The following is a 24,878-nucleotide window of genomic DNA, read 5'->3' as shown; positions in this document are numbered from 1 at the left end:
ATCGATGGAGCCAACTGATGATCTCGACCATTCTTCTGATCGTGCTGATCCTGCTGCTGATCGGGGCGCTGCCCAGCTGGGGCTACAGCCGCAACTGGGGCTATGGGCCCAGCGGCGGCCTGGGCCTGGTGGTGGTGATCGTGATCGTGCTGCTGCTGATGGGACGAATCTAGGGCTGAGCGCAGGCGCGTCCGCGCTCAGCGCGGTGCGTGCCGGCGCAGCCAGTCCTCCAGGAAGGCGATCTCCTTTTCCTGCGCGGCAATGACCTCCTGCGCCAGCTTGCGCAGGGCCGGGTCCTTGCCGTGCTGCAGCTGGATGCGGGCCATGTCGACGGCGCCGCGGTGGTGCGGAATCATCCCGCGCGCAAAGTCCACATCGGCGTTGCCGCTGTACGAAATGCCCATGCCCTCGTGCATGCGCGCCGCGGCGGCCTCATAGGCCTGGGTGCTGGCCGAAGGCTTGGCACCGCCGGCCGGCGGGTGGTTGGCGTGGCCGCCATGGCCTTGCGCGAGGGCGGCAGAGGCCGCCAGGGCCAGCGCCGCCAGTGCGCATCCGATCCTCAGCTGCTTCTTCTTCATGTCTGTGTGTCCTTTTTCCGCGGGTTGATGCGGCGCCAGGACGCAGCAGCGCGCACTCAGCTTTGCAGCTGCGCCCAGGCCTTGTCCAGCCGCTTGAGACTGACTGGCTGTGGCGTGCGAAGTTCCTGCGCGAAGAAGCTCACGCGCAGTTCTTCCAGAAGCCAGCGGAACTCGAGCATGCGCGCATCCACCGCGCCCTTGCGCTCGGCCACCAGGCGCCAGTAGCGCTGCTCCTGTGGTCGCAGCTCGGCCAGCTTTGCAGCGTCGCGCGCGGGGTCGGCGCGCAGCTTGTCCAGCCGCAGCACGATGGCCTTGAGGTAGCGCGCAAAGTGCTGCAGCTGCGACCAGGGCGCCTCGGCAATGAAGCGCTTGGGCACGAGCCGCTGCAACTGCTCCTGCGCGTCCTTCACGGCCTCGGGTGCGTTCTTGGTGTCCTTGATCTTGCGTGCGGCCAGCGCGTATTCGGTCAGCACGGTCAAGGCCAGCCGGGCCACTTCATTGGCGATCAGCGTCAGGCGCCCGCGGCCTTCTTCCACGCGCCGCGCAAAGCCGGCCGCATCGGTGGGCAAGGGATCCTGCAGGAAGGCGCGGTCCACGGCCAGGTCGATGATCTGCGCGCGCAGTTCCTCCATCGTGCCCAACGGCATGTAGGCCACGGCCATCTTCTGCAGGTCGGGAATGTTCTTTTCGAGGTACTTCAGCGCGTCCTTGATCTGCAGCGCCACCAGCCGGCGCAGGCCTGCACGGTGCCTGGCCGAAGCGGCCTCGGGCTCGTCGAAGACTTCGATGGTGACGGCATCGCCGCCATCGACCAGGGCCGGAAAGCCCACCAGCGATTGCGCGCCACGCCGCACTTCCATGAGCTCGGGCAGCTCGCCGAAGGTCCAGGCGGTGTAGCGCTGGGCCGCAGCCGGCGCGGGGGGCGCCGATGCAGACTTTTTGGCCGCGGCCTGAGCGGGTGCCGGGGCGGCCGGGGCCTTGGCCGCAGGTGCCTCGCGCACGCGCAGCCCGGCCAGGGCCTGGAACGCGCCGCGGGCCTTGGCGCCCAGCTCGCCCTTGAGCGCGCCCAGGTTGCGGCCCATGCCCAGCTGGCGGCCATGCTCATCGACCACCACGAGGTTCATGAACAAGTGTGCCGGCAGCATATCGAGCTTGAAGTCGGCACGCTTCACGTCCAGGCTGGTCTCGTCACGCACGCGCTTGAGCAGCGCGTCGGTGAGCGAGCCGCTGCCGAAGGCTTCGCGCGCGCCCAGCTCGCCGGCCAGCCGGGCGGCCGACTCGGCCAGCGGCACGAAGCGCGCGCGCGGCTTCTGCGGCAGGCTCTTGAGCAGCGCCTGCACCTTGTCCTTGAGCATGCCCGGCACCAGCCATTCGCAGCGCTCCTCGCTGACCTGGTTGAGCACGAACAGGGGCACGGTCACCGTCAGCCCATCGCGCGCGTCGCCGGGCTGGTGCAGGTACACCGCCGCGCAATCCACGCCACCCAGCTTCACCGTGGGCGGGAAGGCCTGCGTGGTGATGCCCGCGGCCTGGTGGCGCATCAGCTCTTCCTTGCTCAGGAACAGCAGTCGCGGCTGCGCCTTGGCGCCCTCGCGCCACCAGTGCTCGAAGCTGCGGCCGTCGGCCACGTCCTGCGGCACATGCGCGTCATAGAAGGCGTAGATCAGCGCCTCGTCCACCAGCACGTCCTGCCGGCGCGACTTGTGCTCCAGCCCTTCGACCTCGCGCACCAGCTTGCGGTTGGCGGCCAGGAAGGGCAATTGCGTCTCCCACTCGCCGGCCACCAGCGCTTCGCGGATGAAGATCTCGCGCGCGCCGGCTGCATCGGCCTTGGCAAAGTCCACGCGCCGGCCGCTGTAGACCACCAGGCCATAGAGCGTGGCGCGCTCGAAGGCCGCAACGCGCGCCTCCTTCTTCTCCCAGTGCGGGTCCAGCAGCTGCTTCTTGAGCAGGTGGCCCGCCACTTCCTCGATCCATTGGGGCTCGATGTTGGCGATGCCGCGGCCGAACAGGCGCGTGGTCTCGACCAGTTCGGCACAGACGATCCAGCGCCCGGGCCGCTTGCGCAGGTGCGCGCCCGGATGGCGGTGGAACTTGATGCCGCGCGCGCCCAGGTACTCGCCCGAGGACGAGCCGCCCTCCTCGTCCAGCTTCCATCCGATGTTGCCCAGCAGGCCGGCCAGCATGGACTTGTGGATGGCCTCGTAGGAGGCCGGCGCCGCATTGAGCTTCCACTTGTGCTCGTTCACCACCGTGAGCAGCTGCGAATGGATGTCGCGCCATTCGCGCACGCGGCGCACGTTGACGAAGTTCTGGCGCAGCAGCTGTTCGTACTGGCGGTTGCTGAGCTTGTGGGTGGGCGCGGGGGCGGCCGCTGCAGGCGCAGCCGGCACCGCCTGTTGCTGCAATCGCTGCGCGATGGGCAGCACGGCGGCGCTGGCCTTCCTGGGGCCCTGCGTGGCGGCCTGCATTTCGCGCCGGCTGTGGGCCACGGGCGCGCCGCCACGGGCGTCGTTGATCCACTTCCACAAAGTGAGGTAGCCGCTGAACTCGCTCTTCTCGTCATCGAACTTGGCATGCGCCTGGTCGGCCTGCTGCTGCGCCTCCAGCGGCCGGTCGCGCACGTCCTGCACGCTCATGGCGCTGGCGATGACCAGCACCTCTTCCAGCGCGCCGCGGCTGCGCGCCTCCAGGATCATGCGGCCCACGCGCGGGTCCAGCGGCAGCCGGGCCAGCTCCGCGCCAATGGGCGTGAGCTGGTTGGCCTCGCCCATGGCACCCAGTTCCTGCAGCAGCTGGTAGCCGTCGGCAATCGCGCGGCCTGAGGGTGCTTCGAGGAAAGGGAAAGCGGCCACGTCGCCCAGGTGCAGCGACTTCATCCGCAGGATCACACCGGCCAGCGAAGAGCGCAGGATCTCCGGATCGGTGAAGCGCGGCCGGCTGTTGAAGTCCTTCTCGTCGTACAGGCGGATGCAGATGCCGTTGGCCACGCGCCCGCAGCGCCCGGCGCGCTGGTTGGCCGCGGCCTGGCTCACGGGCTCGACCAGCAGCTGCTCGACCTTGCTGCGGAAGGCATAACGCTTCACGCGCGCCGTGCCTGCATCGATCACGTAGCGGATGCCCGGCACCGTCAACGAGGTTTCGGCAACATTGGTGGCCAGCACGATGCGCCGACCCGTGTGGCCGTCGAAGATGCGGTCCTGCTCGGCCTGCGACAGGCGTGCGAACAGCGGCAGCACTTCGGCGCTGCGCATCACCGGGTGGTGCGACAGGTGCTTGCGCAGGTGGTCCGCGGCCTCGCGGATCTCGCGCTCGCCGGGCAGGAAGACCAGGATGTCGCCGCCCGCGTTGCCCTGCCAGAGCTCGTCCACGCCGTCGGCAATCGCGTCGTTGAGATCGAACTCCTTCGATTCCTCGAAGGGCCGGTAGCGCATCTCGACCGGGAAGGTGCGGCCCGACACATAGATGATCGGCGCCAGCCCCTTGGTGCTTTCGAAATGCTTGGCAAAGCGATCCGCATCGATGGTGGCCGAGGTGACGATCACCTTCAGGTCGGGCCGCCGCGGCAGGATCTCCTTGAGGTAGCCCAGCAGGAAGTCGATGTTCAGCGAGCGCTCGTGTGCCTCGTCGATGATCAGCGTGTCGTAGGCCTTGAGCAAGGGATCGGTCTGCGTCTCGGCCAGCAGGATGCCGTCGGTCATCAGCTTGACCGAGGCATCGCGGCTGAGCCGGTCCTGGAAGCGGACCTTGTAGCCCACCACCTCGCCCAGCGGCGTCTTCAGTTCCTCGGCAATGCGCTTGGCCACCGAACTGGCGGCGATGCGCCGCGGCTGCGTGTGGCCGATGAGCCGGCCCCGACCGGGCTGCGCATTGAGCTTGCCGCGGCCCAGCGCCAGCGCGATCTTGGGCAACTGCGTGGTCTTGCCCGATCCCGTTTCGCCGCAGACGATGACCACCTGATGCGCCGCGATGGCGGCCATGATGTCGTCGCGCTTGCCGCTGACGGGCAGCGATTCGGGGAAGTGGATGGCCAGGGGGGCGCGCGGCGCCGCGGCGGGAGCGGCCGAAGAGGACGGGGGAACATTCATAGAAGCCCGCGATTATCGGAACAGCGCGTCGTTCATGCACCACGAGCCCCACGCCACGCACGGGCCCGGGCGCGGATGGCCGCTCCAGCGCCATGGCTTCATGGACAATCCGCTGTCCCTCATCGCCCCATCCGCCGCCCCGCCCATGTCCGCCGTCTTCAACTTCACCTTCGTGCCCTGGTTCCGTTCGGTGGCGCCCTACATCCACATGCACCGGGGCAAGACCTTCGTGGTGGCGGTGGCAGGGGAAGCCATCGCGGCGGGCAAGCTGCCGGCCATTGCGCAGGACCTGGCGCTGATCCAGTCCATGGGCGTGAAGATCGTGCTGGTGCATGGCTTCCGGCCACAGGTGAACGAGCAGCTTCGCGCCAAGGGCCATGAGCCGCGCTATTCGCACGGCATCCGCGTGACGGACGAAGTGGCACTCGATTGCGCGCAGGAGGCCGCCGGCCAGTTGCGCTACGAGATCGAGGCGGCCTTCAGCCAGGGCCTGCCCAACACGCCGATGGCGGGCTCCACGGTGCGCATGATCTCGGGCAACTTCATCACCGCGCGCCCGGTGGGCGTGGTGGATGGCGTGGACTTCCAGCATTCGGGTCTGGTGCGCAAGGTCGATGCGGCCGGCATCCGCCGATCACTGGACGCGGGCAGCATGGTGCTGATGTCGCCCTTCGGCTTCTCGCCCACGGGCGAGGCCTTCAACCTGACCATGGAGGAAGTGGCGACCAGCGTGGCCGTGTCCATTCAGGCCGACAAGCTGATCTTCCTGACCGAAGTGCCCGGCATTGCCCTGGACCCGACCCGGCCCGTGGACGACGAGAACGCCATCGACACCGAGCTGCCGCTGGATGCCGCCAAGAAGCTGCTGGCCACGCTGGAGCCGGCGCAGCGGCCGTCCGACACGGCCTTCTACCTGCAGCATTGCGTCAAGGCCTGCGAAGGCGGCGTGGAGCGCAGCCACATCCTGCCCTTTGCCGTCGACGGCGCGCTGCTGCTGGAAATCTATGTGCACGACGGCATCGGCACCATGGTGGTGGACGAGAAACTGGAGTCGGTGCGCGAAGCCGACGTGGACGACATCGGCGGCATCCTGCAGCTGATCGAGCCTTTCGAGCGCGATGGCACGCTGGTCAAGCGCAGCCGCACCGAGATCGAGCGCGACATCCAACAGTACACCGTGGTGGAGCACGACGGCGTGATCTTCGGCTGTGCCGCGCTCTACCCCTACCCCGAGGCGGCCACGGCGGAGATGGCCGCGCTCACGGTCTCGCCGCAGTCCCAGGGCCAGGGCGACGGCGAGAAGCTGCTGCGGCGCATCGAGCTGCGCGCCCGCGCGCTGGGCCTGGACAGCATCTTCGTGCTGACCACGCGCACCATGCACTGGTTCATCAAGCGCGGCTTCCAGCAGGTCAACCCCGACTGGCTGCCCGAGGCGCGCAAGAAGAAATACAACTGGGACCGCCGCAGCCAGGTGCTGGTGAAAAAGCTGAAGTGAGGCGGCGCGGCGCCCACGTCGCCGCGCCTTCTTCCTGGCCCTCGCTTAGGCCGCGACGTGCACGCCCGGGCGGCGGCCGTCGTTCCAGCGTCCGCCCAGGGCCCGTTCGATCTGCGCGGCCAGCTGCAGCAGCAGGCCGTCATTGGCCTGGCGCGCCTGGGCGTGGATGCCAAAAGGCAGGCCGTTGTCCTGGCTGGCCATGGGCAGCGAGATACCCGGAATGCCGCACAGGTTGGACAGCGGCGTGTACGAGAAGAACTTCCACAGGTTGTCGAACCAGTCGAGCACGTCGGGGTTGTCGCTGATCGTCAGGTACTCGGTGGTGCCCACGGGCGGCGTGGGCTTGGCGGTGATGGGCGTGAGGATGATGTCCCAGTCTTCGAAGAACTCGCCGAAGGCGCGGGCCGTGCTGTTGAACACGCCCTGCATCCGGTGGCGCTCGGTGTATGAGAGGTCCTTGCCCGCTTCCCAGATGCGGATGTTGATGGGCTCGAACAAGTCGGCCGGTGGGCGATCCAGCCCCCGGCTGGCCAGCAGGCCGTTGATGACCTGGGCGAAATTGCTGATGTAGCAGGTGGTCTGGGCCGCGAAGGCGGCGCGCAGGTCGGCCTGCGGCAGCGCCCACTCGACCTGGTGGCCCAGGCCCTCGAGGAAGCGGCCGGCCTTCTCCAGCTCGGCCACGATGTCTGGCGTGGCGCGATAGTCGCCCCATTCATGCGACAGCGCGATGCGCAGCTTGCCCGGGTCGCGCTGGATCAGCTGCATATAAGGCTCGGCCGGCGTCCAGTAGGGCATGAACTCGCCCGGCGCGCCGCCGCGGCAGGCGTCGATGAAGGCCGCCGTGTCGCGCACCGTGCGGCTGTGGCAGCCCTGGGTGGACACATAGCCCGTGATGTCCGACAGGTTGGGGCCGATGGACAGCACGCCGCGCGAGGGCTTGAGGCCGATGTTGCCGTTGAAGCCGGCCGGGATGCGGATGGAGCCGCCGCCATCGGTGGCGTGCGACAGCGGCACCACGCCCGCAGCCACGGCCGCCGCCGTTCCTGCGGAAGAGCCGCAGGTGGTGTAGTCGGTGTTCCAGGGGTTGCGCGTGACGTACACGGCGGGGTTCTCGGCCGAGCTGCAGACGCCGAACTCCGGCGTGGTGGTGCGGCCGATCAGGTTCAGGCCGGCCTTGCGCATCTGCCGGGTGAGCCAGGCGTCCTGCGAGCCGCGGTTGCCGCGCATGAACAGCGAACCCTGCTCCTGCAGCCGGCCCTTGAGCGTGGGCCCCAGGTCCTTCATGAAGAAGGGCACGCCGGCCAGCGGCCCCTGCGGGTTGAGGCCGTCCTTGAGCGGGTCGGCCACCACATCCTCGAACACCTCGACCACGGCGCTGACGGCCGGGTTGATCTTCTGCACGCCGGCCGCGGCCTGGCGCGCCAGCTCGGCCGCGCTCAGTTCGCCCTTGCGCACGCGCTCGGCCAGGCCCACTGCATCGTGGGAGGTCCATTCGTCCCAGCTCATTGCCAAAGTCATTCTTGCTCTCTGTGTTTGCGCGATGAAAAGCTGCCGAGTCTGCACCTTTCGTGCCACACATGGGCGCACCGGGTTTCTGGCTGCTCAGACCCCGATAATCGCCCGCCATGAATCCCCTGCTTGCCAAGCTGCAGCCCTACCCTTTCGAGCGGCTGCGGCAGCTCTTCGCGGGCGTCGTGCCCGATGCCGCCTACGCGCCCATCAGCCTGGGCATCGGCGAACCCAAACACCCCACGCCCGACTTCATCAAGCAGGCGCTGATCGGCGGCCTGGACGCCCTGGCCGGCTACCCGGCCACGGCCGGCGACATGAAGCTGCGCCAGTCCTTCACCGGCTGGCTGCAGCGCCGCTATGGCCTGGCGCTGGACGCAGCCACACAGGTGCTGCCCGTCAACGGTTCGCGCGAGGCGCTGTTCGCGCTGGCGCAGACGGTGGTGGATGGGACGAAATCACCTGCGCCCGTGGTGGTCTCGCCCAATCCCTTCTATCAGATCTACGAAGGCGCGGCCCTGCTGGCCGGCGCCGAAGTCTGGTACGCACCCAGCGACCCGGCACGCAATTTCGCGGTGGACTGGGACAGCGTGCCCGAGCAGGTCTGGGCCCGCACCCAGCTGGTGTACGTGTGTTCGCCGGGCAACCCCACGGGCGCCGTGATGCCGCTTCAGGAGTGGCGCAAGCTGTTCGAGCTGTCGGACCGCCATGGCTTCGTGATCGCCTCCGACGAGTGCTACAGCGAGATCTACTTCCGCGACGAGCCGCCGCTGGGCGGCCTCGAAGCGGCGGCGCAACTGGGCCGACAGGACTTCCGCCGGCTGATCGCGCTGACCTCGCTGTCCAAGCGCAGCAACGTGCCCGGCCTGCGCAGCGGCTTCGTGGCCGGCGACGCAGGCATCATCAGGAACTTCCTGCTCTACCGCACCTACCACGGCAGCGCCATGAGCGGCAGCGTGGCCGCCGCCAGCATCGCCGCCTGGGGCGACGAGGCCCATGTGGTGGACAACCGCGCCCAGTACCGCGCCAAGTTCGCGGCCGTCACGCCGCTGCTGGAGCCCGTGCTGGACGTGCGCCTGCCCGATGCCAGCTTCTACCTCTGGGCCGGCGTGCCCGCCGCCTGGCAGGGCGACGACGCGGCCTTCGCCCGCGCGCTCTACGCTCAATACAATGTCACGGTGCTGCCGGGCAGCTACCTGGCCCGCGAGTGGCAGGGCCACAACCCCGGTCGGGGGCGCATTCGGATGGCGCTGGTCGCCGACACCGCCGAATGCGTGGAGGCCGCGCAACGCATCGCCGATTTCTGCCGCCGCCCGGTCGCTGCCTGAAAGGCGCCGCGCAGCTTTTTCCTTCTGATTCCTTGTTAGTGCACACCATGACCCAGCAACTGCAACAGCTCATCGACAACGCGTGGGACAACCGCGCCAGCCTTTCGCCCCAGTCGGCGCCCAAGGAGGTGCAGGACGCCGTCGAACACGTGATCGCCGAGCTGGACACCGGCAAGCTGCGCGTAGCCACCCGCGAAGGCGTGGGCCAGTGGACCGTGCACCAGTGGATCAAGAAGGCGGTGCTGCTGTCCTTCCGCCTGAAGGACAACGCGCTCATGCAGTCGGGCGACCTGTCCTTCTTCGACAAGGTCCAAACCAAGTTCTCGGGCCAGTCCGAAGACGCCCTGCGCGCCACCGGCGTGCGCGTGGTGCCGCCGGCCGTGGCGCGCCGCGGCAGCTTCGTGGCCAAGGGCGCGATCCTGATGCCCAGCTACGTGAACATCGGCGCCTATGTGGGCGAAGGCACCATGGTCGACACCTGGGCCACCGTGGGCAGCTGCGCGCAGATCGGCGCCAACGTGCACCTGTCGGGCGGCGTGGGCATCGGCGGCGTGCTGGAGCCGCTGCAGGCCGGCCCCACCATCATCGAAGACAACTGCTTCATCGGCGCACGCTCGGAAGTGGTCGAAGGCGTGATCGTCGAAGAGAACTCGGTGCTGGGCATGGGCGTGTACATCGGCCAGAGCACCCCCATCTTCAACCGCGACACCGGCGAGATCAGCTATGGCCGCGTGCCCTCGGGCTCGGTGGTGATCAGCGGCAACCTGCCCAAGAAGACCAAGTCGGGCCAGGACTACAGCACCTACGCGGCCGTGATCGTCAAGACGGTGGACGCGCAGACCCGCTCGAAAACCAGCCTGAACGATCTGCTTCGGGACTGAGGACGCGCATGGGGCGCGGCCACGCAGATGGCCCGCCCCAAGCTTGCAGGAAACAACGCAGCCAGGAGGACATGTCGATGGGAACGATGGAGCGCATTCTTCGCCTGATGGCCGAACGCAAGGCCTCGGACGTGTACCTCTCACCGGGCGCGCCTGCGCAGATCCGCATCAACGGGCAGTGCCTGCCCGTCAACTCCCAGCTGCTGCCGCCCGACGCGCCGCTGGAGCTGCTGCGCGAGATCCTGCCGGCCCACCGTGTCGAGGAGCTGCTGCGCACCGGCGAGCTCAACACCGCCGTGCCGCTGCCGGGCGTGGGCAGCTTTCGCGTCAGCGCCATGCGCCAGCGCGGCAGCTATTCGGGCGTGGTGCGCTACGTGCAGCACGAGATCCCGGACTTCGAGCAGTTGCACCTGCCTCCGATCCTCAAGACCCTGATCATGGAAAAGCGCGGGCTGATCCTGATGGTGGGCTCCACGGGCGCCGGCAAGACCACCACCATGGCCTCGATGCTGGACTACCGCAACCAGCGCGCCTCGGGCCACATCCTGACCATCGAGGACCCGATCGAGTTCACCTTCCGCAGCAAGCGCTCGGTGGTCAACCAGCGCGAGATCGGCACCGACACCGAGTCGCTGGGCGTGGCGCTGAAGAACGCCCTGCGCCAGGCGCCTGACGTGATCCAGATCGGCGAGATCCGCGACCGCGACACCATGACGGCCGCCATCGCTTATGCGCAGTCGGGCCACCTGGTGCTGGCCACGCTCCACGCCAACAACGCCTACCGCGCACTCAACCGCATCCTGAGCTTCTACCCTGTGGAGGTGCGGCCCACGCTGCTGGGCGACCTGGCCGGCGCGCTGCGCGCCGTGGTGGCCCAGCGCCTGCTGCGCACGCCGCACAACACGCGCCAGCCCGCCGTCGAGATCATGCTCAACACCGCGCTGGTGGCCGAGCTGATCGAGAAGTCCGACTTCTCGGGCATCAAGGAGGCCATGGCCCAGTCCATGGCCGAGGGCTCGCAGACCTTCGAGGAAGCGATCGCGGCCATGATCCTGGACGGCACCGTGGAGCGCGACGAAGGCCTGGCCCATGCCGATTCGCCCACCGACCTGCTGTGGCGCCTGCAGAACCGCAACGTGGCAGCGCCCGCGCAGCAGACCGATCGTCCGCTGATGGAACAGGCCGAGTCCCCTTCCTTCACCGAAATCACGCTGGACGTGCACCACTGATCCCGCAGCGCCGGGCCCGTTCGCAGGGCCTGGCCATCGCCCGCCGGCAGCGCCGGGGGCAGGACATGGCGGCACGCCCGAACCGAACTCCCGAACCTTCCGCCCATGTCCGCCACCCTCCAACTCGCCGAAGCCCTGATCGCCTGCCCTTCCGTCACACCGCAGGACGCCGGCTGCCAGCAGCTGCTGGGCGAACGCCTGGCCCGCCAGGGCTTTGCGCTTGAAACCATCGAAAGCGGCCCGGCGGAATTCCGCGTGCGCAACCTCTGGGCCCTGCGCCGCCCCGTGGGCACGGGCCCCACGCGCACCCTGGTCTTTGCCGGCCACACCGACGTGGTGCCCACCGGCCCGCTCGATCAATGGAGCAGCCCGCCCTTCACGCCCACGCACCGCGACGGCAAGCTCTATGGCCGTGGCGCCTGCGACATGAAAAGCTCGCTGGCCGCCTTCGTGGTCGCCATCGAGGAGTTCCTGGCCGCGCAGCCCGATACGCCGCTGGGCCTGGCGCTGCTGCTGACCAGCGACGAGGAAGGCCCGGCCGTCGATGGCACGGTGGTGGTGTGCAACCAGCTGGCCGCGCGCGGCGAGCAGCTGGACTACTGCATCGTCGGCGAGCCGACCTCGGTCTCGCGCTGCGGCGACATGATCAAGAACGGCCGCCGCGGCACCATGAGTGGCAGGCTCACGGTGCAGGGCGTGCAGGGCCACATCGCCTACCCGCAACTGGCGCTCAACCCGGTGCACGCGTTCGCGCCCGCGCTGGCCGAGCTTGTGGCCATCAACGCCGCGGGCGGCTGGGACGCTGGCAATGCCTTCTTCCAGCCCACCAGCTGGCAGATCAGCAATTTCCATGCGGGCACGGGCGCCAGCAACGTGATCCCCGGCAACGCGGTGGTCGACTTCAACTTCCGCTTCTCGACCGAGTCCACGCCCGAATCGCTGCAGCAGCGCGTGCACGAGGTGCTGGACCGCCATGGCCTGCAGTACGAGCTGACGTGGACCGTGGGCGGCCTGCCCTTCCTCACGCCGCCGGGCGAGCTGGTGGCGGCCGTGCAATCGGCCATCGAGCAAGAGTGCGGCTTCGCCACCGAGCTGTCCACCAGCGGCGGCACCAGCGACGCGCGCTTCATCGCAAAGATCTGCGCGCAGGTGGTGGAGCTGGGCCCGGTCAACGCCAGCATCCACAAGATCGACGAGCATGTGGAAGTGGCGGCCATCGAGACGCTGAAGAACACCTACCGCCGCGTGATCCAGAGGCTGGACGGCGCGCTGCGCATGGTGGCGGCGTGATGGCGCAGGAGCCGGCCCGCGCGCCCACCGTGATCGACCTGGTGGAGGAGTCCGCCCAACGCCTGAGCGAGGCCGGCGTGGCCTTTGGCCATGGCACCGCCAACGCTTTCGACGAAGCCGCCTGGCTGGTGCTGTGGCGCCTGCGGCTGCCGCTGGACGACCTCGACGGTGCGGCCGCGCGCGAGGTCTCGCCCGGCAGCACGGCGCAGGTGCGCGCGCTCATCGATGAGCGCATCGCCAGCCGCAAGCCCGCCGCCTACCTCACGCGCGAGGCCTGGCTGCAGGGCGTGCCCTTCTACGTGGACGAGCGCGCCATCGTGCCGCGCAGCTTCATCGCCGAACTGCTGGCCGACGGCAGCATCGACCACTGGCTGGGCGAACACACGCGCCGTGTGCTGGACCTGTGCACCGGCAACGGCAGCCTGGCCGTGCTGGCCGCCATGGCCTGGCCCGAGGTGCAGGTGGATGCGGCCGACCTTTCGCCCGAGGCCCTGGAAGTGGCGGCCATCAACATCACGCGGCACCAGCTCGATGCGCGCGTGACGCTCAAGACCTCCGACGGCCTGGCCGCCCTGCCCGGCCCGTATGACCTGATTGTGTGCAACCCGCCGTACGTCAATGCGCAGAGCATGGCCGCGCTGCCGGCCGAATACCTGGCCGAGCCCGAAATGGCGCTCTCGGGCAACCTGCACGGCGGCAGCGACGGCATGGATTTCATCCGCCAGTTGCTGCGCGATGCACCCAGCCGCATGAGCGAGCGTGCCGTGCTGGTGCTGGAGATCGGCAACGAGCGCGAGAACTTCGAGGCCGCCTTCCCGACGCTGGAAGCCATCTGGCTCGACACCAGCGCGGGCGAAGATGCGGTGCTGCTGCTCACGCGCGAAGCGCTGCTTCCCTAGCCCGACGGCCAAGGCGGCACACCCCTTTTGATTCGCACGGCACCCAGCCGCGCGAAGCCTGCATTCCCTTTTCCAAATGATCATCCTCAAGAACGTCATCCTGCGCCGCAGCGCCAAAGTGCTGCTGGACGGCGCGACGGTCACCCTCAACCCCGGCGAGAAGGTGGGCCTGGTGGGCCGCAACGGCGCCGGCAAGTCCACGCTGTTCGCGCTGTTCAACGGCACGCTGCATGAAGACGGCGGCGACTTTTCCATGCCCCGGCAATGGCGCCTGGCCCAGGTGGCGCAGAACATGCCCGAGACCCAGGAGTCGGCCACCGATTTCGTGGTGACGGGCGACACGCGCCTTGTGGAAGCGCGCAGCCGGCTGCGGGCTGCCGAAGCCGCGCACCTGGCCGAGCCGGACGATGCCGAGGCCGGCATGGCCCTGGCCCAGGCCTACACCGACCTGCACGACGCGGGCGAGCACGACGCCGTGCCGCGCGCACAGGCGCTGATCCTGGGCCTGGGCTTCCAGGTGCATGAGCTGGACAACCCCGTGGACAGCTTCTCGGGCGGCTGGCGCATGCGGCTGCAACTGGCGCGCGCGCTGATGTGCCCGAGCGACCTGCTGCTTCTGGACGAGCCCACCAACCACCTGGACCTGGACGCCCTGGTGTGGCTTGAAAGCTGGCTGCAGAAATACGCCGGCACCATGATCGTGATCAGCCACGACCGCGAGTTCCTCGACGCGGTGACCGACGTGACCTTGCACATCGAGCATGCCAGGCTCACGCGCTACGGCGGCAACTACAGCAAGTTCGAAGAGATGCGCGCGCTGCAGATGGAGCAGCAGCAGCAGGCCTTCGCGAAGCAGCAGGAGAAGATCGCCCACCTGCAGAAGTTCATCGACCGCTTCAAGGCCAAGGCCAGCAAGGCCAAGCAGGCGCAAAGCCGCGTCAAGGCGCTGGAGCGCATGGAAAAAGTGGCGCCGCTGCTGGCCGAAGCCGACTTCCAGTTCGAGTTCAAGGAGCCGGCCAACATCCCCAACCCCATGCTCTCCGTGAGCGAGGCCAGCTTCGGCTACGTGCAGGAAGGTGCTGCGCCCAAGGTCATCCTCACGGGCGTGAACCGCTCGGTGCTGGCGGGCCAGCGCATCGGCATCCTGGGCGCCAACGGCCAGGGCAAGTCCACCTTCGTCAAGACCATCGCGCGCGAGATGGGCGCGCTGGCCGGCACCGTGACCGAAGGCAAAGGCCTGAACATCGGCTACTTCGCGCAGCAGGAGCTGGACGTGCTGCACCCTGAAAGCAACCCGCTGGAGCACATGGTGCGCCTGGCGCGCGACCTGGGCCCCAACGCGCCAGGCCGCAGCACCGAGCAGGACCTGCGCGGCTTCCTGGGCAGCTTCAACTTCAGCGGCGACATGGTCAAGCAGCCCGTGGGCACCATGAGCGGCGGCGAGAAAGCGCGCCTGGTGCTGGCCATGATGGTGTGGCAGCGCCCCAACCTGCTGCTGCTGGACGAGCCCACCAACCACCTGGACCTGGCCACCCGCGAGGCGCTGGCCGTGGCGCTCAACGAGTTCGAGGGCACGCTGATGCTGGTGAGCCACGACCGCGCGCTGCTGCGTTCGGTGTGCGACGAGTTCTGGCTGGTGGGCCGCGGCGTGGTCAAGGACTTCGATGGCGACCTGGACGACTACCAGCGCTACCTGCTGGAGGAAGCCAAGCGCCAGCGCGAGCTGGCCCGCCAGCAGACCCAGGCCGCCGCGACGGCCGCGGCAGCAGCCCCGGCCCCTGTGGCCGCTGAGCTCGCGCCGCCCGCGCCCACGCCGGCACCGCCTGCCGATGGCGGACGCGCCCAACGCCAGCGCGACGCCCAGGCCCGCCAGCAGTTGGCCGAGCAGAGCCGCCCGCTGCGCAAGGAACTGACGCAGATCGATACCCGCCTGGCCGCCTTGGGCACGGAGAAATCAGCGCGCGAGGCCGAGCTGATGCAGCCGCTGCCTCCCGCGCAGATTGCAGAAGCGGGCCGTCGGCTCAAGCAGATCGATGACGAAGTGGCGAGCCTGGAAGAGCGCTGGCTGGCGCTTTCAGAGCAGCTCGAAGCGCTGCAGGGCTGAAGACGGACAGGGGCGGCTACAGACCGCCCGCCACCTTCAGCACGCTGCCTGTGGCATAGGAGGCCTGTGGCGACAGCAGCCAGACGATGGCCTGCGCGATCTCCTCGGCCTCGCCCGCGCGGCCCATCGGGATGCGCGCGGCCACGCGCTGTGGCCGGCCGGGCTCGCCAGCCGTGGCGTGGATCTCGGTCAGCGTGGTGCCGGGGGAGACGCAGTTCACGCGCACGCCCTGCGGCGCCACCTCCTTCGCCAGACCGACGGTGAAGGCCTCCAGCGCGGCCTTGGAGGCGGCGTAGTGCACGTATTCGCCCGGTGCGCCCAGCGTGGCCGCGATGGAAGAGACGTTCACGATGCTGCGCCCGGGCGCAGGGGCGGCCTGCCAGCGCTGGAGCACCTGCTGGGCCAGCAACATGGCACCCACCACATTCACCTCGAACACATCGCGCAAGGTCGCTTCGCTGAGCTTGTCGAAAGGCCCCAGCGGCCCCGTGATGCCCACGTTGTTGACCAGGCCCACGAGCGGCGGAAAGTCCGAAGGAACTTGCTGCAGCAGCGCTGCCGCGCCGGCGCCATCGCGTACTTCGGCCTGCACCGCATGGACGCGGGCACCGGCCTGCGTCAGCTCGCGCACCAGTGACTGCGCCGTCTCGGCACGCGACTGGTAGGTGAAACACACGGCATGGCCGGCCTGCGCAGCCAGCCGCACCGTCTGTGCCCCGATGCCCCGGCTGCCGCCGGTGACCAGGATCGTGCCCTTGGGCATTGCTTGCATCTGCGACTCCTTCCTTCTTTCTGGTGATTCCTGCAGCTGCGGGGAATTCTCACCTCGTCCCGCGGCCAGACATGGCGGGGGCGGCGCACGGCCTGCGGGCCCCGCGGAGATAATCGGTGAAGACCCGCAGCAGACGGGCTTTGTTCCATCCCCACGACGACACCATGACCACGATCCGCCAAGCCGACCTGATCGAATCGATCGCCGCTGCCTTGCAGTACATCAGCTACTACCACCCGACGGACTACATCGCGCACCTGGCTCGCGCCTATGCGCGCGAACAAAGCCCGGCGGCCAAGGACGCGATGGCGCAGATCCTCACCAACAGCAAGATGAGCGCGACCGGCCAGCGCCCGATCTGCCAGGACACCGGCATCGTCAACGTGTTCCTCAAGGTGGGCATGGACGTGCGCTGGGAAGGCTTCACCGGCAGCCTGGACGACGCGATCAACGAAGGCGTGCGCCGCGGCTACAACCACCCCGACAACACGCTGCGCGCCTCCGTCGTGGCCGACCCGCACTTCGCGCGCAAGAACACCAAGGACAACACGCCGGCCGTGATCTTCACCGAGCTGGTGCCCGGCAACACCGTGGACATCACGGTCGCGGCCAAGGGCGGCGGCAGCGAGAACAAGAGCAAGATGGTGATGCTCAACCCCAGCGACTCCATCGTCGACTGGGTGCTCAAAACCGTGCCCACCATGGGCGCCGGCTGGTGCCCGCCGGGCATGCTGGGCATCGGCATCGGCGGCACGGCCGAGAAGGCGGTGCTGATGGCCAAGGAGTCGCTGATGGACGACCTGGACATGTACGAACTGCAGGCCAAGGCCGGCAAGGGCGAGAAGCTGAGCCAGGTGGAGGAACTGCGCCTGGAGTTGTATGAGAAGGTCAATGCCCTGGGCATCGGCGCGCAGGGCCTGGGCGGCCTCACCACCGTGCTGGACGTCAAGATCAAGATGTACCCCACGCACGCGGCCAGCAAGCCCGTGGCCATGATCCCCAATTGCGCCGCCACGCGCCACGCGCACTTCGTGCTCGACGGCTCGGGGCCGGTCTACCTGGACCCGCCTTCGCTGGACCTGTGGCCCCAGGTGGGCTGGGCGCCCGACTACAACAAGAGCAAGAAGGTCGACCTCAACACGCTGACCAAGGAAGAAGTCGCGAGCTGGAAGCCGGGCGACACCCTGCTGCTCAACGGCAAGATGCTGACCGGCCGCGATGCCGCCCACAAGCGCATCCAGGACATGCTGGCCAAGGGCGAGCCGCTGCCCGTGGACTTCACCAACCGCGTGATCTACTACGTGGGCCCCGTCGACCCGGTGCGTGACGAGGCCGTGGGCCCGGCCGGCCCCACCACCGCCACGCGCATGGACAAGTTCACCGACATGATGCTGGCCCAGACCGGCCTGATCGCGATGATCGGCAAGTCCGAGCGCGGCCCGGTCGCCATCGAGGCCATCCAGAAGCACAAGAGCGCCTACCTGATGGCCGTGGGCGGCGCCGCCTACCTGGTCAGCAAGGCCATCAAGACTGCCAAGGTGGTGGGCTTCGAGGACCTGGGCATGGAGGCCATCTACGAGTTCGACGTGGTCGACATGCCCGTGACCGTGGCCGTGGATGCGGGCGGCACCAGCGCCCACATCACTGGCCCGGCCGAATGGAGCAAGCGCATCGCCAGCGGCGAGTTCAAGGGCATCGCGCTGGCCGAGGCCTGATCGTCCCACCGCACGCCCGCGCGCCGCTCCGATGCACATGCCTCCCCTGCTCCCATCGCCCGACGGCAGCTCGCCGATCGGCGTGTTCGACAGCGGTGTGGGAGGCTTGAGCGTGCTGCGGGCGCTGCGGGCGCTGATGCCGCACGAGCACTTCGTCTACTACGCCGACACCGCCTATGCGCCTTATGGCGAGCGCGGCGACGCCTATGTGATCGAACGCACGCGCGCCGTGACCGAGCTGCTGGTGCGCAGCCACGGCATCAAGGCGCTCGTGGTGGCCTGCAACACGGCCACCACGGCCGCCATCCACGTTCTGCGGGCCGAATACCCCGCGCTGCCGCTGGTGGGGCTGGAGCCGGGCCTCAAGCCCGCCGTGGCGGCCACGCGCACGGGCAGCGTGGCCGTGCTGGCCACGCGCGGCACGCTGGCCAGCGCCAAGTACGCAGCGCTGCAGGCGGCCTACGGCGCCCAGGTGCAGGTGCGCGCGGTGCCTTGCGACGGGCTGGTGCGCGCCATCGAGGCTTTTGACGATGCCGGCGTGGCCGAGCTCTGCGCTCGCTACATGGAGCAGGCCGGCCCGCTGGGCGATGCCCCGGGGCAGGCCGACACCGTGGTGCTGGGCTGCACCCATTACCCGCTGGTGCGCGCGCAGCTGCAGGCGCATGCGCCGGCGGCATTGCGCTTCATCGACACCGGCATTCCCGTCGCGCAGCAGACCCAGCGGCTGCTGCGCGCGGCCGATCTGCTGAGCACGCGCGACGCGCCGGGCTCGCTGCAACTGCTCAGCAGCGGCGACGCCGCCCTGCTGCATCAGGCGGCGCAGCGCTGGCTGCATGCCGAGGTCGACGCGCGCCCGAACCCCGCGCCCGCAGGGGCCTGATGCGCGCGCTCGCCTGCCCTGCCCTGCTGCTATGCCTGTTGCTGGGCAGCACAGCCGCGCAGGCTGCCTGCGAAAGCGGCCTGGCCGAACGCATGCAGGCGCGCCTGTACCCGAACCGCTCGCTGGACCATGGTCTGGCCGCCTGCAAGGCCTGGCCGGCCTTTGCCGGACGCAGCATCGTCGTGCTGCCGCTGCAGCCCCTGGAGGAGCCAGCCATGCCCACGGGTCAGCGCAGCCTGGACCTGGCCGTGCTGCTGATCCAGCGCCCCGACAACGGCAACACCGAGCGCGACGCGGTGATTGCGCAGAGCTACCAGAGCGCCGCGCTGGTCGAAAGCGGCGCGGCGCTGCAGGAGTTGCGCATCGACACCTCACGCTTTCTGCTGGCCACCGGCCAGCGCGCCTTTGGCCTGCGGGCGCGCTACCGCGGCGACGAACTGGCGGCGCCCTTTGCCAGCGAGAGCCTGCGCCTGTACCTGCCGCAGGGCAAAAAGATCCTGGAAGTGCTGGCCGAAACCGAGATGGACCGCGACAGCGGCCGCTGGGACCTGCAATGCGACGGCCAGTTCGAGCGGCTGCGCTCGCAACTGAGCGTCGATGCCGAGCCGGGCCAGCGCTGGGCCGACCTCGTCATCGCGCGCACCTTGACCCCCAGCCGGGCGCGCCTGCAGCCCGATGGCCAGTGCCTGGAACACACCGGACCGAGCCGCCACACGCCGCTGCGCCTGCGGCATGACGGCCAGGGCTACGCAACCCCTGCGCCCGCCAAGTCCGCCGCGCTCAAGTCCCCGCGTTGACCAGGGCCGCCTGGCGCCCGCGGGCCATGTTCAGGGGAAGCAACAGCAGCATGCCGGCGATGAACAGTACCGTGGTGCAGAGGATCGCGATGCGCTGGTTGCCGCCGGTCATCCAGGTGATGGCGCCATAGGACAGCGGTCCGATGATGCTGGCCAGGCGCGTCGCGAAGGTCCACAGCCCGAAGAACTCGGCCAGTTGCGCCGGCGGTGCCAGCACGCCCGTCATGGCGCGCCCGGCCGACTGGCTGGCGCCCATCGCCAGGCCCGCGAGCGCGGCGGCCCACCAGAAGCCGCCCTTGGTCGTGACCATTGCTGCGATCACGCACACGGCCACCCACACCACCAGCGACGCCGCCAGCGCGGGCCGGTGGCCCAGCGCATCCTGCAGATAGCCGAAGGCGAAGGCGCCGCCCGCCGCCGCGAGGTTGAGCACGAAGATCAGCACCATGGTTTCGCTGGGCACGAAGCCGATCACCTGTTCGGCATAGATGGCGGCCAGGGTGATGGCCACGGCCACGCCGCCCTGGTAGCACACGGTGCAGGCCAGCAGCCACATGAAGTCGCGATGCGCCCGCGCGCGGCCAAAGGTCTGCTGCAACTGGCGCCAGGCACTGGGAGCCGCCTGCTGCTGCGGCTGCGCGCGCTCCGGCAGCAGGCTGAAGGTGACGCAGGCGGCCAGCGCATACACCGCAGCCGTGATGAGCAAGGTGACCGGCACGAAATGCGCGGCCGGCAAGCCGCGGCCCTGCGCCCACAACACATAGGCCAGGCACACGCCCAGGGTGAGCATGCCGCCCACGTAGCCCAGGGCCCAGCCCCAGCCACTGACCTTGCCCATGCCTTCTGCCGTGGCCAGCTCGGGCAAAAAGGCGCCGGTGAGCGATTCGCCATAGGAATAGAAGGTGTTGGACAGCACCACCAGCAGCATCGCCAGGGCCACCGCCGTCGAACCCTGGAACTGCGGCGTCAGGGCCAGCGCCGCCGTGCCCGCCACGCAGGCCGCGGTGGTGCTCATCAGCACCTTTTTCTTCGCCCCGTGGCGATCGGCCCAGGCGCCGATGGCGGGCATGGTGAGCATCACCAGCGCGTAGGAGATGCTCAGGGCCAGCGTCCAGGCGAAGGTGGCCCAGGGTGCACCCTGGGCCACCCCGCCGACGAAGTAGGCCGCGAAGACCGCCGTGATGACCACGGTGGTGTAGCCGGAGTTGGCGAAGTCGTACATGGCCCAGCCAAACACTTCGCGCTTGCGCACGCCGGGCCGCAGCACGGCCGGGGAAGAAGAGGACACACAAGGCTCCAGAAGCGGGATGCGGGCGAGCATAACCAAGGCCTTGCCGTGCAGCCGTGACGCCCGGGCGCCGGAAACACGAACGCCTCCCGAAGGAGGCGCTTGTGTCAGGCCTTGCCGGGCCGATCAGTGCAGATGGCGCGGGCGGCGACCACCGCCATGGCCCGACGGGCCGCCGGAGCCACCACCGCCGCTGCCGCGCGGCGGCTTGCCGATCTCCAGCGAGTTGACCAGCGCATCGAAGCGGTCGCTGAACAGCTTGTCGATCTCGGAGACCACGCCGCCGAGTTCGGCGCCGTCGAAGTGGCGCTCCATGAGGTTGACCACGTCCTCCACCAGCAGATCGCGCTGCACCTGCATGATGGCGGCCGGGTTGGGGCCCACGAAGAGCATCACGAAGTCGTCGCGCGACTCTTCCTGCGGATCGCCGCCTTCTTCCTCATCGAACTCGGTGTCATAGAAGGTGACTTCGATCGCAGCGCCCTGGTGGGCCAGCTCGTTCAGGCCCATGCACATTTCGTCAAGCGCCTGGCGGAAATCTTCGTCGCCCGACACCGTCCAGCAGATCTGCAGCACGTGCTCCTTCTGCTCGTAGCGGATGCCGGGTTCTTCCTCGTAGGAACTGGAGGCGCCGTCGGCCAGCGATTTGGCACCGGCATAGACCCACAGGGGCTTGAGCGCCTCCTGGATCTGGGCAAAGGTCACATCGGAGCGCAACGGCACGTCGCCGTGCACATGAATCTCGAATGGAGCGTTGTAGCGAGGCATGAGCAGCTCCTTTTTTGTACTCGTGTTGATGGTGCCCGGAGCGGGGCTCGAACCCGCATGCCCCTTCGCAGGAAAGCGGCGGATTTTAAGTCCGCAGTGTCTACCAATTTCACCATCCGGGCCGCCTGGGGACGAACGACGATAACCCAAAAACGGAACAGCCCCGTTCACCGGGATCGCCGTTGAACGGGGCTGTCCGAAAATTTTGGAGGCGCGAACCAGAGTCGAACTGGTCTAACCGGATTTGCAATCCGGGGCATAACCGCTTTGCTATCGCGCCCTGTCAGAAGCCTTGCGAGCTCCTGAAAAAAAAGGAAGCCTGGGCTTCCCTTTCTCGAAACTGGAGCGGGAAAACGGTCTCGAACCGTCGACCTCAACCTTGGCAAGGTTGCGCTCTACCAACTGAGCTATTCCCGCGTATCTGACAAAAGAGAGTGGAGCGGGAAAACGGTCTCGAACCGTCGACCTCAACCTTGGCAAGGTTGCGCTCTACCAACTGAGCTATTCCCGCATCTCTGACACGAAAGAAACATTGGAGCGGGAAAACGGTCTCGAACCGTCGACCTCAACCTTGGCAAGGTTGCGCTCTACCAACTGAGCTATTCCCGCATTCAGTTGTCAAAACCCATTCAAGTCCTGACTTCTGCTTGTTTCTTCCGTTTGTCGGAAGCCCTGCAGTATATACCTCTTTCCTGCACCCGGACAAGCCGGGCGCAAAAAAGTTGTCAGTGCTTGACCGAATCGCCGCCCTGCACCGGCGCTGCCGCGCGCTGCTTGGCGAGCTCGGCGGCGGCAGCCTGAGAAGCAGCCACTTCCTCGTCGGTCAAGGGCACGGGCATCTTCTCCAGGGCCACTTCCAGCACCTTGTCGATCCATTTGACCGGCACGATCTCGAGCCCGTTCTTCACGTTCTCGGGAATTTCCTGCAGGTCCTTGGCGTTCTCTTCCGGAATCAGCACCGTCTTGATGCCGCCGCGCAGCGCGGCCAGCAGCTTTTCCTTCAAGCCGCCGATGGCCGTCACCTCGCCGCGCAGCGTGATCTCGCCGGTCATGGCGACGTCGCTGCGCACCGGGATGCCGGTCAGCGCCGACACGAAGGCCGTGGTCATCGCGGCACCGGCGCTGGGGCCGTCTTTCGGCGTGGCGCCATCGGGCACGTGGATGTGGATGTCGCGCTTCTCGAAGAGCTCGTCCTTGATGCCCAGGCGCTGGGCGCGGCTGCGCACCACGGTGCGGGCGGCTTCCACCGATTCCTTCATCACATCGCCCAGCGAGCCCGTGCGCGTGATGATGCCCTTGCCCGGCACCGTGGCCGCCTCGATGGTCAGCAGATCGCCGCCCACCTCCGTCCAGGCCAGGCCGACCACCTGGCCCACCTGGTTCTGCTGCTCGGCACGGCCGAAGCTGAACTTGCGCACGCCCAGGAATTCGTTGAGGTTCTCGCTCGTGACCTCGACCTTGGGCTCCAGCTTCTTGAGCTGCAGGCCCTTGACCACCTTGCGGCAGATCTTGGAGAGCTCGCGCTCGAGCGAACGTACGCCGGCCTCACGCGTGTAGTAGCGCACGATGTCGCGCACCGCGTCTTCACTGACGTGCAGCTCCTCATTCTTGACGCCGTTGTTCTCCATCTGCTTGGGCAGCAGGTACTTCAGCGCAATGCTGGTCTTCTCGTCCTCGGTGTAGCCCGACAGGCGGATCACTTCCATCCGGTCCAGCAGCGCTGGCGGAATGTTCATCGAGTTCGAGGTGGCCACGAACATCACGTCGGAAAGGTCGAAGTCGACCTCGACGTAGTGGTCGGCGAAGGTGTGGTTCTGCTCCGGATCCAGCACCTCCAGCAGCGCCGAAGACGGGTCGCCGCGGAAATCCGTGCCCAGCTTGTCGATCTCATCGAGCAGGAACAGCGGATTGCGCGTGCCCACCTTGTTCAGGCTCTGCAGCACCTTGCCCGGCAGCGCGCCGATGTAGGTGCGACGGTGACCGCGGATCTCGGCCTCGTCGCGCATGCCGCCCAGCGCCATGCGCACGTACTTGCGCCCCGTCGCCTTGGCGATGGACTGGCCCAGCGAGGTCTTGCCCACGCCCGGCGGCCCGACCAGGCACAGGATCGGTGCCTTGACCTTGTCCACGCGCTGCTGCACCGCGAGGTACTCGAGGATGCGGTCCTTGACCTTCTCAAGGCCGAAGTGGTCTTCGTTGAGCACCCCCTCGGCGTTGGCCAGGTCGTGTTTGATCTTGGTCTTCTTGGCCCAGGGCAGCCCCACCAGCACGTCGATGTAGTTGCGCACCACGGTGGCCTCTGCTGACATGGGCGACATCAGCTTGAGCTTCTTGAGCTCGCTGTCGGCCTTCTTGCGCGCGTCCTTGGGCATCTTGGCCGCGAGGATCTTCTTCTCGATTTCCTCGATGTCGGCGCCCTCTTCGCCTTCGCCCAGCTCCTTCTGGATCGCCTTGACCTGCTCGTTGAGGTAGAAGTCGCGCTGGTTCTTCTCCATCTGGCGCTTCACGCGGCCGCGGATCTTCTTGTCGACGTTGAGGATGTCGACCTCGCGCTCGAGCTGCGCGAACAGGTTCTCCAGGCGCGCCTTCACCTCGGAGAGGTCCAGCACGGCCTGCTTGTTGTCCAGCTTCAGCGGCAGATGCGCCGCGATGGTGTCGGCCAGCCGGCCGGGGTCGTCGATGCTGGAGATGGACGTGAGGATCTCGGGCGGGATCTTCTTGTTGAGCTTGACGTACTGGTCGAACTGCTGCATCACGGCGCGGCGCAGCGCCTCGACCTCGGTCAGGTCGACGCCCGCGGCCTGCTCCAGCGGCAGCACGGTGGCGGTGAAGTGGGTCTGGGCGTCCTCGATGTGCTGTACGCTGGCGCGCTGCTGGCCTTCCACCAGCACCTTCACGGTGCCGTCGGGCAGCTTGAGCATCTGCAGGATCGTGGAGACGCAGCCGACTTCGAACATGTCGTCCACGGCGGGCTCGTCCTTGGCGGCGGCCTTCTGCGCCACCAGCATGATGCGGCGCTCGGCTTCCATCGCCAGCTCCAGGGCCTTGATGCTCTTGGGGCGGCCGACGAACAGCGGAATCACCATGTGCGGGAACACCACCACGTCGCGCAGGGGCAACAGCGGCAGGTCCAGGGGTTCGGGTGGCAAAGGCTTGTGACCGGACATGAAAATCCTTCAGGAAAGACGCTACACAGATGAGCGGCCCGGCGCGATTTTCAAGGCATCGCGCCGTCCGTCATCCACACGCGTGCCCAC

The 24,878-nt window shown here is 68.1% G+C and carries 18 protein-coding genes and 5 tRNA genes; 11 read left to right on the top strand and 12 right to left on the bottom strand.

The features are described from left to right. Positions 1 to 14 precede the first annotated feature (14 nt). A complete protein-coding gene (locus tag PGB34_RS14600; protein WP_271428870.1) occupies positions 15 to 173 on the top strand; it encodes a DUF3309 family protein in 159 nt (52 codons plus the stop codon). Between the two features lie 24 nt (positions 174 to 197). Here PGB34_RS14600 and copM read toward each other — a convergent pair whose 3' ends face one another. Both copM and hrpA read right to left on the bottom strand, forming a co-directional pair. After that, complete coding sequence (copM, locus tag PGB34_RS14595; RefSeq protein ID WP_271428804.1) at positions 198 to 578, bottom strand: CopM family metallochaperone; 381 nt, start codon at positions 576 to 578, stop codon at positions 198 to 200. Between the two features lie 56 nt (positions 579 to 634). Further along, positions 635 to 4,666: an ATP-dependent RNA helicase HrpA gene (gene hrpA, locus PGB34_RS14590; protein ID WP_271428803.1), complete on the bottom strand. Its 4,032-nt coding sequence runs from the start codon at positions 4,664 to 4,666 to the stop codon at positions 635 to 637. A 145-nt stretch (positions 4,667 to 4,811) separates the two neighbouring features. On the opposite strand from hrpA, the gene argA reads away from it, so the two are divergent. Beyond that, positions 4,812 to 6,161 (top strand): amino-acid N-acetyltransferase, encoded by a 1,350-nt coding sequence (argA, locus tag PGB34_RS14585; RefSeq protein ID WP_271428802.1) that lies wholly within the window; start codon positions 4,812 to 4,814, stop codon positions 6,159 to 6,161. Between the two features lie 45 nt (positions 6,162 to 6,206). On the opposite strand, the gene PGB34_RS14580 is transcribed toward argA, so the two are convergent. Then, positions 6,207 to 7,679 (bottom strand): amidase, encoded by a 1,473-nt coding sequence (locus PGB34_RS14580; protein ID WP_271428801.1) that lies wholly within the window; start codon positions 7,677 to 7,679, stop codon positions 6,207 to 6,209. Positions 7,680 to 7,786: 107 nt separating this feature from the next. Between PGB34_RS14580 and dapC the strand changes: the two genes are divergently transcribed. The 6 genes from dapC (at position 7,787) to PGB34_RS14550 (ending at position 15,401) form a co-directional block, all read left to right on the top strand. Beyond that, a complete protein-coding gene (gene dapC / locus PGB34_RS14575) occupies positions 7,787 to 8,998 on the top strand; it encodes a succinyldiaminopimelate transaminase (RefSeq protein WP_271428800.1) in 1,212 nt (403 codons plus the stop codon). A gap of 47 nt (positions 8,999 to 9,045) precedes the next feature. Further along, a complete protein-coding gene (gene dapD / locus PGB34_RS14570; RefSeq protein ID WP_271428799.1) occupies positions 9,046 to 9,879 on the top strand; it encodes a 2,3,4,5-tetrahydropyridine-2,6-dicarboxylate N-succinyltransferase in 834 nt (277 codons plus the stop codon). Positions 9,880 to 9,956: 77 nt separating this feature from the next. Next, entirely contained in the window at positions 9,957 to 11,108 is a 1,152-nt protein-coding gene (locus tag PGB34_RS14565; RefSeq protein WP_271428798.1) for a PilT/PilU family type 4a pilus ATPase, read from the top strand. A 105-nt stretch (positions 11,109 to 11,213) separates the two neighbouring features. Further along, on the top strand, positions 11,214 to 12,398 hold the full coding sequence (dapE, locus tag PGB34_RS14560) for a succinyl-diaminopimelate desuccinylase (RefSeq protein ID WP_271428797.1): 1,185 nt from the start codon (positions 11,214 to 11,216) through the stop codon (positions 12,396 to 12,398). Continuing rightward, positions 12,398 to 13,297, top strand: a complete 900-nt coding sequence (gene prmB / locus PGB34_RS14555; RefSeq protein WP_271428796.1) for a 50S ribosomal protein L3 N(5)-glutamine methyltransferase — start codon at positions 12,398 to 12,400, stop codon at positions 13,295 to 13,297. Before dapE ends, prmB begins: the two co-directional genes overlap by 1 nt. A gap of 76 nt (positions 13,298 to 13,373) precedes the next feature. Further along, positions 13,374 to 15,401 (top strand): ABC-F family ATP-binding cassette domain-containing protein, encoded by a 2,028-nt coding sequence (locus PGB34_RS14550; RefSeq protein ID WP_271428795.1) that lies wholly within the window; start codon positions 13,374 to 13,376, stop codon positions 15,399 to 15,401. 16 nt (positions 15,402 to 15,417) lie between these two features. Here the strand turns inward: PGB34_RS14550 and PGB34_RS14545 are convergent, their stop codons facing one another. Then, complete coding sequence (locus PGB34_RS14545) at positions 15,418 to 16,173, bottom strand: SDR family oxidoreductase (RefSeq protein ID WP_271428794.1); 756 nt, start codon at positions 16,171 to 16,173, stop codon at positions 15,418 to 15,420. A gap of 164 nt (positions 16,174 to 16,337) precedes the next feature. On the opposite strand from PGB34_RS14545, the gene PGB34_RS14540 reads away from it, so the two are divergent. Genes PGB34_RS14540 through PGB34_RS14530 form a run of 3 tightly spaced genes read left to right on the top strand, consistent with a single transcriptional unit; the run spans position 16,338 to position 19,565 of the window. Further along, entirely contained in the window at positions 16,338 to 17,888 is a 1,551-nt protein-coding gene (locus tag PGB34_RS14540) for a fumarate hydratase (RefSeq protein ID WP_271428793.1), read from the top strand. 37 nt (positions 17,889 to 17,925) lie between these two features. Continuing rightward, positions 17,926 to 18,768 carry a glutamate racemase gene (gene murI / locus PGB34_RS14535; protein WP_271428792.1) on the top strand — a complete coding sequence of 281 codons (843 nt, stop codon included), beginning with the start codon at positions 17,926 to 17,928 and terminating at the stop codon, positions 18,766 to 18,768. Beyond that, positions 18,768 to 19,565 carry a PA3715 family protein gene (locus PGB34_RS14530; protein ID WP_271428791.1) on the top strand — a complete coding sequence of 266 codons (798 nt, stop codon included), beginning with the start codon at positions 18,768 to 18,770 and terminating at the stop codon, positions 19,563 to 19,565. The genes murI and PGB34_RS14530 overlap by 1 nt, the downstream gene beginning before the upstream one ends. Here PGB34_RS14530 and PGB34_RS14525 read toward each other — a convergent pair. From PGB34_RS14525 to lon, 8 genes are all read right to left on the bottom strand, one after another. After that, complete coding sequence (locus tag PGB34_RS14525; RefSeq protein WP_408647895.1) at positions 19,549 to 20,886, bottom strand: MFS transporter; 1,338 nt, start codon at positions 20,884 to 20,886, stop codon at positions 19,549 to 19,551. The genes PGB34_RS14530 and PGB34_RS14525 overlap by 17 nt on opposite strands. A gap of 93 nt (positions 20,887 to 20,979) precedes the next feature. Continuing rightward, entirely contained in the window at positions 20,980 to 21,621 is a 642-nt protein-coding gene (locus PGB34_RS14520) for a DUF6806 family protein (protein WP_271428789.1), read from the bottom strand. Between the two features lie 29 nt (positions 21,622 to 21,650). Next, a tRNA-Leu gene (locus PGB34_RS14515) sits at positions 21,651 to 21,743 on the bottom strand. 84 nt (positions 21,744 to 21,827) lie between these two features. Further along, positions 21,828 to 21,901 (bottom strand) — tRNA-Cys (locus PGB34_RS14510). 61 nt (positions 21,902 to 21,962) lie between these two features. Next, positions 21,963 to 22,038: transfer RNA gene (locus PGB34_RS14505), tRNA-Gly, on the bottom strand. 18 nt (positions 22,039 to 22,056) lie between these two features. Then, positions 22,057 to 22,132 (bottom strand) — tRNA-Gly (locus PGB34_RS14500). Positions 22,133 to 22,154: 22 nt separating this feature from the next. After that, a tRNA-Gly gene (locus PGB34_RS14495) sits at positions 22,155 to 22,230 on the bottom strand. 116 nt (positions 22,231 to 22,346) lie between these two features. After that, entirely contained in the window at positions 22,347 to 24,788 is a 2,442-nt protein-coding gene (gene lon / locus PGB34_RS14490; RefSeq protein WP_271428788.1) for an endopeptidase La, read from the bottom strand. Positions 24,789 to 24,878 lie beyond the last annotated feature (90 nt).

This window comes from Xenophilus arseniciresistens, assembly GCF_028023875.1.
GTDB lineage: Bacteria > Pseudomonadota > Gammaproteobacteria > Burkholderiales > Burkholderiaceae_C > Xenophilus > Xenophilus arseniciresistens.
This window is presented reverse-complemented; position numbering and strand designations above follow the sequence as displayed.

Excerpts from the sequence above, each read along its gene's own strand:
- dapD (WP_271428799.1), top strand. The coding sequence starts at position 9,046 with ATGACCCAGCAACTGCAACAGCTCATCGACAACGCGTGGGACAACCGC.
- PGB34_RS14580 (WP_271428801.1), bottom strand. The coding sequence starts at position 7,679 with ATGACTTTGGCAATGAGCTGGGACGAATGGACCTCCCACGATGCAGTG.
- PGB34_RS14550 (WP_271428795.1), top strand. The coding sequence starts at position 13,374 with ATGATCATCCTCAAGAACGTCATCCTGCGCCGCAGCGCCAAAGTGCTG.
- PGB34_RS14540 (WP_271428793.1), top strand. The coding sequence starts at position 16,338 with ATGACCACGATCCGCCAAGCCGACCTGATCGAATCGATCGCCGCTGCC.
- PGB34_RS14545 (WP_271428794.1), bottom strand. The coding sequence starts at position 16,173 with ATGCAAGCAATGCCCAAGGGCACGATCCTGGTCACCGGCGGCAGCCGG.
- PGB34_RS14520 (WP_271428789.1), bottom strand. The coding sequence starts at position 21,621 with ATGCCTCGCTACAACGCTCCATTCGAGATTCATGTGCACGGCGACGTG.
- argA (WP_271428802.1), top strand. The coding sequence starts at position 4,812 with ATGTCCGCCGTCTTCAACTTCACCTTCGTGCCCTGGTTCCGTTCGGTG.
- PGB34_RS14565 (WP_271428798.1), top strand. The coding sequence starts at position 9,957 with ATGGGAACGATGGAGCGCATTCTTCGCCTGATGGCCGAACGCAAGGCC.
- PGB34_RS14530 (WP_271428791.1), top strand. The coding sequence starts at position 18,768 with ATGCGCGCGCTCGCCTGCCCTGCCCTGCTGCTATGCCTGTTGCTGGGC.
- prmB (WP_271428796.1), top strand. The coding sequence starts at position 12,398 with ATGGCGCAGGAGCCGGCCCGCGCGCCCACCGTGATCGACCTGGTGGAG.
- dapE (WP_271428797.1), top strand. The coding sequence starts at position 11,214 with ATGTCCGCCACCCTCCAACTCGCCGAAGCCCTGATCGCCTGCCCTTCC.
- PGB34_RS14525 (WP_408647895.1), bottom strand. The coding sequence starts at position 20,886 with ATGCTCGCCCGCATCCCGCTTCTGGAGCCTTGTGTGTCCTCTTCTTCC.
- murI (WP_271428792.1), top strand. The coding sequence starts at position 17,926 with ATGCCTCCCCTGCTCCCATCGCCCGACGGCAGCTCGCCGATCGGCGTG.
- lon (WP_271428788.1), bottom strand. The coding sequence starts at position 24,788 with ATGTCCGGTCACAAGCCTTTGCCACCCGAACCCCTGGACCTGCCGCTG.
- copM (WP_271428804.1), bottom strand. The coding sequence starts at position 578 with ATGAAGAAGAAGCAGCTGAGGATCGGATGCGCACTGGCGGCGCTGGCC.
- hrpA (WP_271428803.1), bottom strand. The coding sequence starts at position 4,666 with ATGAATGTTCCCCCGTCCTCTTCGGCCGCTCCCGCCGCGGCGCCGCGC.
- dapC (WP_271428800.1), top strand. The coding sequence starts at position 7,787 with ATGAATCCCCTGCTTGCCAAGCTGCAGCCCTACCCTTTCGAGCGGCTG.